Annotated in this window: 12 protein-coding genes and 1 pseudogene; 8 read left to right on the forward strand and 5 right to left on the reverse strand. The window is 40.1% G+C overall.

The window, feature by feature from the left end; genetic code table 11:
- Window positions 1–486: pseudogene (locus ACZFYI_RS06515) on the reverse strand (chorismate-binding protein); the annotation flags it as partial.
- A gap of 1 nt (window position 487) precedes the next feature.
- Complete coding sequence (locus tag ACZFYI_RS06520) at window positions 488–910, reverse strand: hotdog fold thioesterase (RefSeq protein WP_462523316.1); 423 nt, start codon at window positions 908–910, stop codon at window positions 488–490.
- A 53-nt stretch (window positions 911–963) separates the two neighbouring features.
- Between ACZFYI_RS06520 and ACZFYI_RS06525 the strand changes: the two genes are divergently transcribed.
- The gene (locus ACZFYI_RS06525; protein ID WP_462523317.1) at window positions 964–1,593 is read left to right on the forward strand and encodes a histidine phosphatase family protein; all 630 of its coding nucleotides are present in this window, start codon (window positions 964–966) and stop codon (window positions 1,591–1,593) included.
- Here ACZFYI_RS06525 and ACZFYI_RS06530 read toward each other — a convergent pair.
- The 3 genes from ACZFYI_RS06530 to ACZFYI_RS06540 form a co-directional block, all read right to left on the reverse strand.
- Window positions 1,571–1,993, reverse strand: a complete 423-nt coding sequence (locus ACZFYI_RS06530; RefSeq protein WP_462523318.1) for a hypothetical protein — start codon at window positions 1,991–1,993, stop codon at window positions 1,571–1,573. The genes ACZFYI_RS06525 and ACZFYI_RS06530 overlap by 23 nt on opposite strands.
- Before the next feature lie 108 nt (window positions 1,994–2,101).
- A complete protein-coding gene (locus ACZFYI_RS06535; protein WP_462523319.1) occupies window positions 2,102–2,866 on the reverse strand; it encodes a zinc ribbon domain-containing protein in 765 nt (254 codons plus the stop codon).
- Window positions 2,867–2,869: 3 nt separating this feature from the next.
- Window positions 2,870–3,970 (reverse strand): Nif3-like dinuclear metal center hexameric protein, encoded by a 1,101-nt coding sequence (locus tag ACZFYI_RS06540; protein WP_462523320.1) that lies wholly within the window; start codon window positions 3,968–3,970, stop codon window positions 2,870–2,872.
- A gap of 42 nt (window positions 3,971–4,012) precedes the next feature.
- Between ACZFYI_RS06540 and lpxK the strand changes: the two genes are divergently transcribed.
- From lpxK to ACZFYI_RS06575, 7 genes are all read left to right on the forward strand, one after another.
- A complete protein-coding gene (lpxK, locus tag ACZFYI_RS06545; RefSeq protein ID WP_462523321.1) occupies window positions 4,013–5,068 on the forward strand; it encodes a tetraacyldisaccharide 4'-kinase in 1,056 nt (351 codons plus the stop codon).
- Window positions 5,058–7,016, forward strand: a complete 1,959-nt coding sequence (locus ACZFYI_RS06550; protein ID WP_462523322.1) for a putative porin — start codon at window positions 5,058–5,060, stop codon at window positions 7,014–7,016. The genes lpxK and ACZFYI_RS06550 overlap by 11 nt, the downstream gene beginning before the upstream one ends.
- Window positions 7,017–7,047: 31 nt before the next feature.
- Complete coding sequence (locus ACZFYI_RS06555) at window positions 7,048–7,629, forward strand: MiaE family protein (protein ID WP_462523323.1); 582 nt, start codon at window positions 7,048–7,050, stop codon at window positions 7,627–7,629.
- Between the two features lie 134 nt (window positions 7,630–7,763).
- On the forward strand, window positions 7,764–9,008 hold the full coding sequence (locus tag ACZFYI_RS06560; RefSeq protein ID WP_462523324.1) for an ABC transporter permease: 1,245 nt from the start codon (window positions 7,764–7,766) through the stop codon (window positions 9,006–9,008).
- A gap of 13 nt (window positions 9,009–9,021) precedes the next feature.
- Window positions 9,022–10,707: a GMC oxidoreductase gene (locus ACZFYI_RS06565; RefSeq protein ID WP_462523325.1), complete on the forward strand. Its 1,686-nt coding sequence runs from the start codon at window positions 9,022–9,024 to the stop codon at window positions 10,705–10,707.
- A gap of 148 nt (window positions 10,708–10,855) precedes the next feature.
- Window positions 10,856–12,889 (forward strand): DUF3857 domain-containing protein, encoded by a 2,034-nt coding sequence (locus ACZFYI_RS06570; protein ID WP_462523326.1) that lies wholly within the window; start codon window positions 10,856–10,858, stop codon window positions 12,887–12,889.
- A 3-nt stretch (window positions 12,890–12,892) separates the two neighbouring features.
- On the forward strand, window positions 12,893–14,787 hold a 1,895-nt coding region (locus ACZFYI_RS06575), incomplete at its 3' end, for a DUF3857 domain-containing transglutaminase family protein (RefSeq protein WP_462523327.1).

Consider the following 14,787-nt stretch of genomic DNA (forward strand, 5'->3'; position numbering starts at 1 on the left):
TGCAGGGACTATTTTGTTAAGCTCTCCGTTTTCAATGGAACGGATGCCTTTTTCTACTAAGTCCATAAAGTTTTCTTTGGATGTCTCCATAAAAATTTCTTTTTGGGAGTCTATTCCAATGAATACTTTGCTGATTTTATTTTTCAAATCAGGAATAGGAATACTGGATTCTACTTCTTCCAAAGTTTCTCTTTGGTCTTCAAAAGGAATGGAAATATCAATTTTGAAATAGGAATCTGCTTCAAGAAAATAAGCTTTTTGGTCTACCTGATCCTCGAAAGGATGTACTATAAATCCTGAAGGTAATTCCTCAAGGTTTGGTGTTACCCTTTTTACCTTTCCTGATTTATCGATGAGTATTTGTATGAAGGAGGATTTTGGCATCCTCCAAATCGCAATTTGGTTGCCTTCTTCCATATTTTTGGATAGGAGACTCATGAGGAAATATTCCAGATTCTTCAGATGGGTATCAAAAATTAAATCCATATTATTTTTTGTCGATGACGGCCATGGTGATTCTGCTGATACAGCTGAGATCTCCCTGTTCTGTATAAATCTTGACTTCCCAGACTTGGGTTTTCTTTCCGATATGAATAGGCTTGGTAACACCTCTAACGGTTCCTTCTTTTACTGATTTGAGGTGATTCGCATTGATCTCCAATCCAACGCAATATTGCTTCGTGCCATCGACAGTAAGGGTAGCGGCCACACTTCCCAAAGTCTCTGCCAATACTACATTGGCCCCCCCATGTAACAGTCCAAGAGGCTGTTTGGTTTTAGGACTGACGGGCATGGTGGCCTCTAGGTAATCATTTCCGATTTTGGTGAATTTAATGTCTAAAAAATCTGTCATTGTGTTTTCTCCCCAACTATTGAGTATTTCAAGGCTAATGTTTGGCTCAAATATCATGTAATCCGGGATAAAAGTTTTTTCTTTGGACTCAGAAACAAAAATACAGAATCTTGCTATCTAAAAAAATCTACCTTGTTCGTCACGGGCAAACTGATTATAATCTCAAAGGCGTAGTTCAAGGAAGCGGAATTGATGCGCCTCTCAATTGGAACGGACATAAGCAGGCCAAAGCATTTTTTGAGTATTACAAGAATGTCCCTTTTGAAAAAATCTTTTACACAGGTCTGCAGCGTACCAAACAATCTGTCCAGGGGTTTATAGACCTCGGGTTGCCACATGAGGCTGTTCCGGATTTGAATGAGATTTCTTGGGGAAGATATGAGGGTGTTCCGATGACCCATGAAGAAAACCACTATTATACTGATATGCTCCAAAAATGGGCCTCAGGTGATTTGGATTATGCGATTGAAGGGGGAGAAAGCCCAAACATGGTGTCTAGGAGGTTGGAAAAAGGCATTAAATATATTCTTGCCCAGCCTGAGGAAACAATTCTAATTTGCATGCATGGCAGGGCTATGCGTGTTTTGTTGAGCTTGTTATTGGGTTATGACTTGAGGTATATGGATGTGTTTTTACACCAAAACCTTGGGCTTTACCTCTTGCATCAAAATGAAATGGGATTGTTCAGGATAGAAAAATACAACAGCTCTGACCACCTTATGGTACCGGAGTTGCTTTAAGGGCCTTATTAGCTTTCTTGGATTTCAACATCCTGTCCTCATAGGATGCCAATAGAACGGAGTAGGTTAATTTACTTTCATCCAAATCGATTATTTGGATGGCTATTTCACTGAGGGGAGATACTTTTTTATCATTGACCCTGATAAATAAATCACCTAGTTGCTTTTTGTCAATTCCTTCATAAGGAATTTTGACCAAGATGGCAGCGTCTGAATTGCCATTGTAAGCTTTGGTAGAAAAAATATGCATAAGGCTAAGCTCAATAAAATCCGTAGTGGTTTTATTGGCTTTCAATTCTGCTTTGTCAAAAATCACAAGAAAGGTCTTTCCCTCAGGGTTTTGTGAGAATCCTGTAAATGTAAAAAAGCAAAGAAAAACTACCAGAAGTCCATTTTTCATAATTGCAAAGTAGAAAAATTTAAACTTGTATGCAACCCAAAAAAATACTTTAGTGGATTATTTGGTATAAATAAAAAAGCCCGAATGAATCGGGCTTTTTTTATGATTTTACACTCTACTTCTTTTTTTCTTTACTCCTTCTTCTTCAATCTCATCTTCTACGCCGGCAAAAACCCTACCGCAATGCTCGCATACGATGATCTTTTTCTTCTCTCTGATATCAGCTTGTCTTTGGGGAGGAACGACGTTGAAGCAACCGCCACATGCACCTCTTTTTACCATAACTACTGCCAGACCGTTCTTGGCATTTGTTCGGATTTTGGTGTAGGATTTGATTAGCCTTTCTTCGATTTTTTTGACCGCTTTCTCTCTCTCACTTTTCAATTTGCTCTCATCGTTTTCACTTTCAGAAACAATGGTGCCCAATTCATCCTTTTTATTGTTAAGGTCTTTTTGTCTCTCCTTCAAAATTTCCTGAAGTTCATTCACTTCATTGTTTTTGAATTCAATTTTAGCTTGCGCTTCTCCAATTTTCTTTTTGGAGACTTGGATTTCCAAATCCTGCAATTCAAGTTCCTTGGTAATGGCGTCATACTCACGGTTGTTTCTGACGTTCATTTGCTGTTCCTGATACTTTTTGATGAGTTTCTCAGATTCTTTGATGTTATCTTTAAATCTTTTGATATCATCTTCCAAGGCTACAGTATCCGTGTGGAATTTCTGTAATCTAGTTTCGTATCCGGCTATTTCATCTTCAAGGTCTTGGACTTCTTCGGGGAGTGCTCCTCTTACTTTAAAAATCGAATCAAGTCTGGAATCTATTTTCTGAAGGTTTAGTAAGGCTTCAAGCTTCTGTGCAACTGTACTTTCCATTTACTACAGATAAGTTATGGGATTTGTAATGACTTTTGTCAAATAGAGTGCAATATTAGTAAATTTTTGCGACAATACATCTCTGAGTAATTCTTTTGTATGAATTTCACTTTCATAATGTCCGATGTCACAAATAATCAGCTGATTTTCAGCATCAAAAAATTCATGGTATTTAATATCGGAGGTGATAAATACATCAGCACCTGATCTTTTGGCATCCGGAAGTAAAAATATTCCTGCTCCTCCACAGACTGCAATTTTCTTTACTTTTTTTCCAAGTAGTGAAGTATGTTTGATGACATCAAGATTCATCTTGCGTTTTAACATTTTCAGAAACTCCATTTCATCCATGGTCTCCTCCAATTCGGCAATCATGCCTGCTCCAATTTCTTGGTTTTCATTCTCCAATTTATGGAAATAATAGGCCACTTCTTCGTAAGGATGAGCCTCCTGAAGCGCATGGAGTACTCTTCTTTCCAGGTGACTTGGCAAAAGTACTTCAATTCTGGTTTCAGGTTCTTGATGTGCTGAGTCGGGAATACCTTTATGTGGATTGGCTTGGGAAGAGGGTGTAAATGTCCCTGTACCTTCTGAAAGAAAGCTGCAACCGGAATATTCGCCGATTTTTCCTGCTCCGGCATCAAACAAAGCCTTTAGAACCTTTTCGGCAGCTTCGTGCGGTGCAAAGGTTACCAATTTTAATAGAGTGTCCTTTTTTGGCTGTAAGATTCTCGTGTTGACTAAGCCTATCAAATCACAGATTTTCTTATTTACTCCATGGGAAACATGGTCAAGGTTGGTGTGGATAGCATAGATGGCTATGTCATGTTTGATGGCTTTGATGACTGTCCTTTCTACATAATTTTTGCCTGTCAGGCTTTTTAGACCTTTGAAGACTATGGGATGATGGGCAACGATCAGGTTGCAGCCAAGCGAAATTGCCTCTTCCACAACTTCTTCGGTAGCATCGAGTGTACACAAAACACCCTTTAAGCTATCATGGGGATTTCCGGTAATCAATTGGGCATTGTCATAGGACTCCTGATAGGAAGGGGGAGCGATTTTCTCCAAATAAGAAACGATATCCTTGATCTTGTAAACCATATTTTTTGTTTTACTTTGTCCAAAACTAAAGAAAAATAGCCAATGCGCTGGTACGACCCTTTTCTTTATCCTTTCTCCCTGCTGTATGATGGTGTCACCCGATACCGCAACAGCATGTTTGACAGCGGAAAAAAGCGCAGTACAGAATTTTTGATCCCGACAGTCGTGGTCGGTAATCTTAACCTTGGAGGTTCGGGAAAAACTCCAATGGTGGAGTTTTTGGTCGAAAACATAAAAAACAATTACCAGCTTGCAACTTTGAGCCGGGGATATGGGAGAAAAACCAAAGGTTTTTTGTTGGCCGATCAAAACCTTGGTCCAGCGGACCTTGGAGATGAGCCATTTCAGATTTATTCAAAATACGGAAAAGAAGTTACTGTTGCAGTTGGGGAAGAAAGGGTCATGGCTATTCCACAAATTATCTACCACCAACCTGAAACAGAATTAATTGTTCTCGACGACGCCTTTCAGCACCGCTATGTGAAAGCGGATTTTAGTATTCTTTTGACTACCTACCAAAACCCGTTTTTCAAAGACAAAGTCTTGCCAATGGGTACATTGCGGGAAAGTGCAAAAGGAGCAAATAGAGCTGACCTGATCATCGTGACAAAATGTCCCTCATCGATAACTGAAGAAAAGAAAGCAACCTTTGAAAATGAAATCAGGAAATATTCAGAGGTTCCTGTCCTTTTTGCGGGAATAAAATACGGAAACCCGGAGCCGCTGTTTAGGAAAGAGACCAAGCCGGCTAAGAAAGCCATTCTTGTTTCAGGAATTGCCAATGACGGACTTTTCAAAGAAGCAGCTAAAGAAAGATTTGAGGTTGTGGAAGCCATAACCTTTGCCGACCACCATCGGTATACATTAGCTGATGTTATAAGGATTCTCGAAATGGTCAAAAATCATGGTGAAGCCATGGTGTTGACCACAGAAAAAGATGCTGTCAAACTTAAAGATGCGGCTTTTCATGAATATTTGACAGAAATTCCGATTTTTGCCTTGCCTATCAAAGTTGATATGGCAGAAACCGATGGCAAGTACCTCATTGGGCGTATCAACAAAATTGTCAAGGACAAAGCTTATATCCGTGAGATTTAAATTTATTCTGTTTCTTTTTTTGTTTTCCGGTGTAGGGAATCTTTACCTGCATGCGCAGACAAGGCCAAGAATTCCTCAGACAGGTAACCCTACAGGTTTCCCTCCGCAGCAAAATCAGGAAAGAGAACAAGAGCAAAAAGAGGAGTCCCAAGGACGGAAAAAGCTGATTGACGACAGTACCAAAATGGTTTTTGGACCAAAGACAAGTCTTTATTTTTTAGAAAAGGATGTCAAGAGAAACAGAATCAGAAAATTTGAAGGGGATACTTCATTAAATAATTTTCATTATTTTGAACCGGTCGCCAAGTCAAAGTGGATGTATCAGGATCTTGGAAATGTCGGAAGTGCAGCAAAGCCTATATTTTATCAGATTCCTACCATGATCGGAACTACTTCCGGTTTCGAAGTTTACGATCCATATTATTATGGTCCAGACAGCATGCGGTATTACGATACCAAGTCTCCTTACACACAGATGAATGCTTTTTTTGGTGGTGGCAATAGAAACATGCTGGACCTGGTTTTTGCAAGAAATGTAAATTCGAGGTGGAATATAGGCTTTAATTTAAAGACCATCAGGGCAAGAAAAACCCTTAACCCAAATGCAAGGGATGATAATTTGACAGAGCAAAATGCTTATGCCCTCCATACCAATTACAAATCAAAAAACGGCAAGTATTTTCTTTTGGGGAGTTTTTCTAGAATGCGGCACCTTGTCAATGAACAGGGAGGGATAATTTCCCCCGATATTGACTCCACCTCTCTCCTTTTTGCATATGAAGATGCTAAAGTATGGCTGAGGGATTCCCGGGCCGTTGACCTGAGACAGGATTATCACCTGTATCACGAATACGAGCTTGTGAAAGGTTGGCAGGTTTATCATATTTTTGATAGGAGGAAGCAGGAGGTGACTTTTTCAGCACCCTTGACAACCTCTGATTCTTTGTTTTTCAATATTTTCAACCCCGATAGGTTTTTAAATCAAGACACAACTTACAATAGGAACCATTTTACAGATTGGAGAAATGAGCTGGGATTCAAAGGTGACATTGGACCATTATATTACAATGCCTTTGTGAAATTCAGAAACGGAAGGGTCACTTCATCAAATTTTGATGAGGCAATCACATTCAATGAATTTTTTATCGGAGGTGCATTGCGTGGGGATATCAGTGAAAAATGGCGTTTTGAGGCAGAAGGTGAATATTTGTTGCCTGAAGCTTTTAGAATAAAAGGTGCCTTTGTATCTCCTTTTTTGGAAGCTACTTATACCAAAGCAGTCTATAAACCGACCGCCATGCAGCAATTCTACATTGGAAATCACCACAAATGGGACAACAACTTTGACAACATCGGGGTGGACCAGATACAGGGAGTATTGAAAGTAGACATAAATAGTTTGTCCCTTCGTCCAAATGTGGCACTCAACAGGGTCAATAATTATGTATTTTTTGATAAGGATCAACAGGCAGTTCAGGCAGCGGGAGAGGCATATATGGTAATTCCGGGTTTGAAATTTTCAGTGAACCTCAATAAAAAACTTTATTGGGAGGCGGACGCTTACTATACGCTAATTACAGGTGATGGCAAGGATAATTTCAGGATTCCGGATGTTTTGGTCAATTCAAGACTTTACTATGAAAGCCCGATGTTTAATGAAAATATCTTTATCCAGATTGGATTGGATGGAAGGTACAGAAGTGATAACCTCGCCGACTTTTACAATCCTGCTATTCAGCAATTTCATATACAAAATGTATTCAATGTCTTTGCTTATCCTGTTATTGATTTTTTCTTCAATGCGAGGATCAATAGGACGAGGATTTTGTTGAGAATGAATCATATCAATATGAACATGATGAGTCAGCCGGGATATTTTGTGACGCCATATTTCACGGGATTGAAAAGGACTTTAGATATTGGTATCAGTTGGCCTTTATTTGATTAACATGACTTGGGAAGATAGTACAAAACAAAAAATGCTGCATTTACAGCTACCTACTGACCCAAGGTGGGTGAATATAGCAGAAATGAACATTGGGGATATCTTGGTAGACCATGCTTATTGTGAACAAAAGGCAGCTTCTTCCTGTATTTCTCTGATAGTAAATTTTCATGATTTTGGTGACTTGGTGGATACCTTGACACCTGTGGTCGCTGAAGAATGGAGCCATTTTGAAAGGGTTATGGATCAACTGAGAAAGCGGGGGATTCCTTTTGACAAACCTAGAAAAGACGAATACGTAATCAAACTTAGCCAGTTTGTAAAAAAAGGTGGCAGCAAGGTGCAGCAGCTGACCGAATATCTGTTGATGAATGCGCTGATTGAAGCAAGAAGCTGTGAAAGATTTAAGCTTCTTTCCAAAGAACTCAAAGATGAGGAACTCAAAAAGTTCTATTATGAACTGATGGTATCGGAAGCGGGACACTATGTCAATTTTATTGAATTGGCGAGAAAGTACCAAGACGCCGATAAAGTCAATGCAAGGTGGAAAGAATGGTTGGAATATGAAGCCGAAGTAATCAAAAACCTGGAAATAAGAGGAGATAGGATGCATTAGAATCCTGAAATTCGGGAGAAAGGATTTTTAACAGAAATTATTTTCAGTTTGCACCGCTTTTTTTCATCATTATGCTTATTATTAAAACTGCAATTCAAAATAAATTATTGAAATTGTTCTAATTCGTACAAATTATGAATCTGGTCGAAAATATTAAAGAAGCCCTCAGGTCTGTCAAGGCCAATTTATTGAGGACCATACTGACAGGAACCATCATTGCCATAGGAATCATGTCCTTGGTGGGCATGCTCACGGCCATCGATGGTATCAAAGCCCAGATTGAGGATAGCTTCTCTGGATTGGGTGCCAATAATTTTGATGTCAGGTCAAAAGGCTTTTCCGGAGGAAGGGGAGTACAGCAGGGAGTTTCCGAAAAAAACTTCCCTATTGTTAGGTACAAAGAGGCCTTAAAATTTCAGGAGGAATTCAATTCCACAGGACCTTCTACGGTCTTTACTTCAGTTACAGGCGCCGCTGAAGTAAAAAGAGGCTCCAAAAAAACCAATCCCAATGTCAGGGTTACAGGTGGAGATGATATGTATTTCAATTTGAAGGGATTGAAGATTGAAAAAGGAAGGAACTTCAGCAATACTGAGGTGAGGTACGGCAACAATGTCTGCGTCATAGGTCTGGACATTGTCGAAACGCTTTTTGAGAAAAATGAAGATCCTTTGAATGATTACATAACCGTTTTTGGTAGAAGATATACAGTAGTTGGGATTCTAGAGAAGCAAGGTAGCGTTGGGGGAGGATCCGGTGCAGATAGAGCGATTTTTATTCCTGTAGAAAATGCGAGTAAACTTGATGCAAGAGGGACTTTCCGATATTCAATCACAGCAAGCGGATCAGATCCTTTGAAACTTGAATACGAGATGGGACAGGCAACAGGGATGATGAGAAAAATCCGTCAGGACAAGGTAGGTGAGGAAGATTCTTTTGAATTGGTAAAAAGCCAGTCAGTAGGAGAAAGCTTAGAGGAAGTAGCGGGATATCTAAGAATCGGTGGTTTTGGAATCGGTTTCATTACCCTTTTGGGTGCATCGATTGGTTTGATGAACATCATGTTGGTATCTGTCACCGAGAGAACACGGGAAATTGGAATCAGAAAGGCTTTAGGAGCTACCCCCTTAAGGATCAGACAGCAATTCCTTATTGAGGCCATTGTAATCTGTATTTTGGGTGGCATATTGGGAGTGATTATCGGCATTGCAATCGGTAATGTGGTGGCCAACTTCATCGGGCCGGGTGGGTTTTTGATTCCTTGGCTTTGGATTATTGTTTCTTTTGGGATCTGTATTTTTGTCGGATTGGCCTCAGGTTATTTTCCTGCGAGAAAAGCAAGTAAACTCGATCCGATAGAATCACTCCGATACGAATAATCTTTGATTGGTTATGGAAAACACATTTGATGCAATTGTTATAGGGTCTGGGATAAGTGGCGGTTGGGCAGCAAAAGAGCTTTGTGAGAAAGGCCTGAAAACCCTTGTCTTGGAGAGAGGAAGAAATGTAGAGCACAAAAAGGATTATCCTACCATGACTTCGGCACCTTGGGAAATGCCACACCGCAATCAGATTCCTTTGGCTGATAAACTTGAAAACCCTGTTGTCAACAAATGTTATGCATACAAGGAAGATACTGCTCATTTTTTTGTAAAAGATACAGAGCATCCCTACATACAGGAAAAGCCCTTTGATTGGGTACGGGGTTATCAGGTTGGGGGAAAATCCCTGATTTGGGCCCGTCAGACACAGCGATGGAGCAAATATGATTTTGAGGGTCCAGGAAGGGATGGGTTCGCTGTAGATTGGCCCATCAGGTACGAGGATATTGATCCATGGTATAGTTATGTCGAGCGCTTTGTCGGCATCAGCGGCAATAAGGACGGGGTGGAAACTTTGCCGGATGGAGAGTTTTTGCCTCCATGGGAAATGAACTGTGTTGAAAAAGAAATCAGGGATAGTATTGTGGCCGAATACAAGGACAGGCATGTGATGATCGGAAGGTGCGCCCACCTTACCAAACCCCAAGAGCAACATCTTAAGCAGGGTCGAGGTCAATGTATGGCGCGCAACCAATGTTACCGTGGTTGTCCATTCGGTGCCTATTTCAGTTCCAACTCTGCCACTTTGCCCGCTGCTGCTGCCACGGGAAACCTTACTTTAAGACCGGATTCTGTGGTGCATTCCATCATTTATGATGATCAGATGGAAAAAGTCACAGGTGTCAGAATCGTGGACAGACATACCAAAGAAGTAATTGAGTATTTTGCCAAAGTCATATTTTTGAACGCAGCTGCACTCAATTCCAACCTGATCCTTCTCAACAGCAAGTCGAAAAGATTTCCAAATGGCCTGGGAAATGACAATGGATTGCTTGGGAAATATGTTGCTTTCCATAATTATAGGGGCACTATATCCGCATCCTACGAAGGCCATGAGGATTCCTATTATTTTGGAAGGAGACCTACGGCTGTCATGATGCCGAATTTCAGGAATGTTAAGAAGCAAGAAATGGATTTTCTTCGTGGGTATATGACTTTTTATACTGCCGGAAGAGGCGGTTGGGGAGGAGCTCCAAATGTTCCTTTCGGGGAAGAGTTTAAAGAGAAAAATTCCGTCCCAGGCGCTTGGCATGTGTCTATGATGATTCAGGCTGAAACGATACCCAAGGAATCCAATTATGTCAGCCTGAGTGACACCGAAACAGATGAATGGGGAATTCCGCTTCTAAAAATAAAGGTCGATTACGACGAGAATGATGAGAAAATTCTCAGAGACTTTTTTGAACAGGGAACCGAAATGCTTGAAAAAGCAGGCTGCAAAAACATCCGGACATCCGATTCCATGCAGGCACCGGGCCTGGATATCCATGAGATGGGAGGCGTAAGGATGGGTAAAGATCCAGAAACATCCCTACTGAATGGATGGAATCAAATGCACCATTGCAAGAATGTTTTTGTCACCGACGGTGCCTGTATGACATCCACCGGTACCCAAAATCCCTCCATAACCTATATGGCCTTGACTGCCCGCGCAGTAGATTATGCTGTCAAAAGCCTTAAAAAAGGAGTTTTATAAGGTTTTTAATATTTTTTCACCTGATTCCAAAAATTAACTACTTAATTATCAATGAGATAATTTTTAAAATTGAAAAATACCCAGTATTGGTTATTTTTTGCCATGTGGTTTATATTTAGTTTCAACGCGATTAATTCACCTTATCGCTATGAAAACATTAAATCTTTCAGTTCTGGCAATTTTTATATTGCTTTCCATTTCACATTCCCTTTCTGCCTTCAATGAAGGTTTCAAATTCGGGAAAATCCCGGATGAATTTGTAACCATGAAAGTGTATGAAGCTGATCCCGATGCGGAAGCGGTGGTTTTGTCGGATGTAGGAAATGCAAAAATTGCTTTTTCGGCGGGCTCAGGTTTCCAAATCACGTACAATATCCATAAAGTCATCAAAGTATTGTCCAAAGGGGGAGTTTCTTATGGGGATTTCCAGATTCCATATTATTCCATTCCCGGCCGGACAGACTTGGTTGGATCTATAAAAGGATTTGTATACAATGAATCAAATGGAGGTATTGTCAAAGAAAAAATCGGGAAAGAACATATTTTCGAAGAAGAGGTTTCCAAAACTTTTAGGATAAAAAAAATATCTGCTCCAAATATCAAAGAGGGATCAGTCATTGAACTTTCCTATGAAATCGTTTCGGATTTATTCAGCTATTTGAGAGAATGGGAATTCCAAAGTGAAATCCCAACTAGATGGAGTGAATATTCTTTGGAGTATCCTGAATATTTTTCTTTTACCCAAAGTGCCCAAGGATATGAGCGCTATGTCATCAATGAGCAATCTCAAGGCACAGGCAATGCGAATTGGACCGAAACCGAAAGAACGGGAGATAGGGTTGTTTCAACTAGTACTTCCAATAATTCTGTTAATTTTTCCACTAAAAAGTACCATTGGGCCATTCAAAATGCACCTGCATTGCGTCCTGAACCATTTATCGACAATCCTCAGAGTTATTGTACCAAGATTGAGTTTCAGCTTCAATATTTGCAGTTTCCCAATAGCCAAAGGCAGACTTTTTCAGGCAGCTGGAATACAATGTCTGAGGAACTCCTCAAAGATCCTGAATTCGGGAAATTCCTTGAACGCAATAAGTTCGTTCAGGAAATCGTCCCACAGTTGATTACTGAGGAGCAAAATGACCAAGAAAAGCTCATTGCTATTTCAGACCATTTGACCCGGATGGTAAAGTGGAACGGTAGTGCCGGTATTTACCCAAATCAGAATTTAGAAAAAGTATATAAGGAAGGAAAGGGAAATGTGGCTGATATGAATTTCCTTCTCATTGCATTTTTGAGAGAAGCAGGTTTTGACGCCCATCCGGTTGTCGGATCTACGAGGGGAAGTGGGTTTGTGAATCCTGCCAATCCTGTCATGTATAAACTCAATTATTTGAGTGCCTTGGTAAAGGTTGGAGAAAAAGAATTTGTCATGGATATTTCTGATGCTTCCTTGCCATTTGGTTTTCTTCCCATCAATGGCCTGAATTTCAGAGGCTGGGCGGTGATTCCAAACAACGCTTCCAAATGGGTGGATATTTACAATACCATTCCTACCTCTGAGACTGCTATAGTCTTGGCAAAAATCGATGGGGAGAAAATCACCACCAATGTTCAAAAAACCACCAAAGGCTATCAATCTTCAGGCATAAAAAACAGAATCAAATCAGAAGGTGAAGAAAAGTATAAGCAAGATCTGATCGATGGATTTACAGATGGAGAATTGGTTTCCATCCAATTTGAAAATCTTGATTCAAAGGAAAAGGGTATTGTAGAAAAATATGATATTATCACCAAGGAAGGCTTGGTAGTCTCAGGGGACAATATTTACCTCAATCTTTTTGAGAACAGCTATTTGTCCGAAAATCCTTTCAAATTGGACAGCAGGGTTTTCCCCATTGACTTTATTTACCCTCAAAAGAGGCAAGTGATCATGAATGTTGAAATTCCTGAAGGTTATGAAGTAGAAGAAATGCCACAATCCATCATGACCCAATTCAATGAGAAGGCGATTGTTTATTCTTTCAGGACAGGACCACCTGCAAATGGAAAGATCACCATTCTACTGAGTTATCAGGTAAATGAAACTTTGTTCAAAGCTGAGGAATACCAAAATCTCAAGGAATTTTTTGATATGATAGCCAATAAGCAGAAGGAAGCCATTGTCCTTAAAAAGATCTAGATTATGAAAAGCAACTTGATTCTTAAGAATGTATTCCTGTTAGGCTTGTTTTTGTTTACAGTAGATTTCCAGCTGTTTGGACAGAAATATATCGCAGCAACAATCAATCCTGAATACATTAAAAATGCGCCTGCAGTCATCCGGGAAGACATACAGGAAGTGTATGTCGGGCCTTCGGGCAGTTTCAATGTGAAAACCAAAATGGCGGTTACAATTTTCAAAAAGGAAGCCAATGACCTCGGATTGCTACAGGTAGATTATACCAACAAAATCAAGATAAAAAGTATTGAAGGTACAGTATATGACATGCTTGGGAATAAAGTCAAAAAAGGAGGGAAAAGCGAAATAAGCGACTACAGTAATTTCAATTCTTTCTCGATATATGAGGACAACCGGATCAAAGTAATGGATCTCAGGCAGTTGAATTTCCCATATACCGTTGAGTTTGAATATGAAGTAGAGTATCCGAATCTATTTTTCCTTCCAAATTGGTATCCTCAATCCTACTCCAAAATCCCGGTAGAAACTGCACAGGGGAAATACATTTATCCCAAAGAAACCAAACTCAGGTTTTTTTCCACAACGATAGATGAAAATTATCTCACCACACGAGAACTTGATGGAGGGATGGTAGAGAAATCTTGGAAAATCGAAAATTTGGAAACCTTTGAACCTGAAATTATGCTTCCCTTGGACGAAAGCCCAATCAAGGTTTTGTTTGTAGGAGCTTCCGAATTTGAATATGAAGGGTTCAAAGGAGACTTGAGTTCATGGGATTCCATGGGAAAATGGATTGCCCTTCTTAATTCCGGAAAGGATGTATTGACTCCTGAATTGAAAGCCAAGGTCAATGAATTGATTTCGGGTCTAAATACTACAGAAGAAAAGGCAAAAGCACTCTATGAATACCTTCAGAAAAATACAAGGTATGTGAGTATTCAGCTTGGGATCGGAGGATTTATGCCTTTTGAAGCTTTGACTGTTGAGAAATATGGTTATGGAGACTGTAAAGCCCTGTCCAATTTTATGGGTGCTATGCTAAAAGAAGCGGGGATTCGGAGCAATTATGCTTTGATCCATGGGGGAGAAAGCAAACGGAAAGTTTACGAGGAATTCCCTAGAAGCTATTTCAACCACGCCATCCTTGCTGTACCTACCGAAAATGACACCATTTGGTTGGAATGTACTTCCCAAACCAACCCCTTTGGATATCTAGGGAATTTCACTTCAGACAGACATGCTTTGCTCATCACCGAAAATGGGGGGAAATTGGTAAGGACACCCAAATACGGCAAAGAGAAAAATACTTTGACTCAGGAAGCGGTTTTTGAATTGGATGAAACAGGAAAGGCAAGAGGTACCCTACGTTTTGAAAATGCAGGCCTGCAGGCTGAAAATGGAGATTTATTGAGTGTGGCAGGATTGTCGGAGACAGAAAAGAAAAATTGGCTACTGACAAATTTGACCTTGCCAACATTTGATGTCATGGAATTTAGTTTCACGCCCGAAATAAGTTCCTTGCCCTCAGTTAAAGTCGATGCGCAAGTTGAGGTGAAAAGTTTGGCGAGTAAATCTGGAACCAGGATTTTTTTGCAAGCCAACCAACTGAATGTCTACTCTATGAAAATTTCTTCCAAACCAGAAAGAAAAGCAGCTTTTGAACGCCGAATGGGATTCATTGATGAGGACAGGATTACCTACAAGTTGCCGGCGGGGTTTATTCCGGAGTCTGTGCCTTTAAATGTGGTATTGGAATCGGATTTTGGAAATTATTCTGCTGAGTACCAATTGGAGGAGGGAGGTCTCATTTATAAAAGAAAACTGGAAATGAACGATGGGGTATACAAAGCAGAACAATTTTCAGCCTTTGTGGATTTTGTGACCAATATTGAAAAAGC

The organism is Aquiflexum sp., assembly GCF_977115555.1.

Excerpts from the sequence above, each read along its gene's own strand:
- ACZFYI_RS06520 (WP_462523316.1), bottom strand. The coding sequence starts at position 910 with ATGATATTTGAGCCAAACATTAGCCTTGAAATACTCAATAGTTGGGGA.
- ACZFYI_RS06530 (WP_462523318.1), bottom strand. The coding sequence starts at position 1,993 with ATGAAAAATGGACTTCTGGTAGTTTTTCTTTGCTTTTTTACATTTACA.
- ACZFYI_RS06535 (WP_462523319.1), bottom strand. The coding sequence starts at position 2,866 with ATGGAAAGTACAGTTGCACAGAAGCTTGAAGCCTTACTAAACCTTCAG.
- ACZFYI_RS06540 (WP_462523320.1), bottom strand. The coding sequence starts at position 3,970 with ATGGTTTACAAGATCAAGGATATCGTTTCTTATTTGGAGAAAATCGCT.
- lpxK (WP_462523321.1), top strand. The coding sequence starts at position 4,013 with ATGCGCTGGTACGACCCTTTTCTTTATCCTTTCTCCCTGCTGTATGAT.
- ACZFYI_RS06555 (WP_462523323.1), top strand. The coding sequence starts at position 7,048 with ATGCTGCATTTACAGCTACCTACTGACCCAAGGTGGGTGAATATAGCA.
- ACZFYI_RS06560 (WP_462523324.1), top strand. The coding sequence starts at position 7,764 with ATGAATCTGGTCGAAAATATTAAAGAAGCCCTCAGGTCTGTCAAGGCC.
- ACZFYI_RS06565 (WP_462523325.1), top strand. The coding sequence starts at position 9,022 with ATGGAAAACACATTTGATGCAATTGTTATAGGGTCTGGGATAAGTGGC.
- ACZFYI_RS06570 (WP_462523326.1), top strand. The coding sequence starts at position 10,856 with ATGAAAACATTAAATCTTTCAGTTCTGGCAATTTTTATATTGCTTTCC.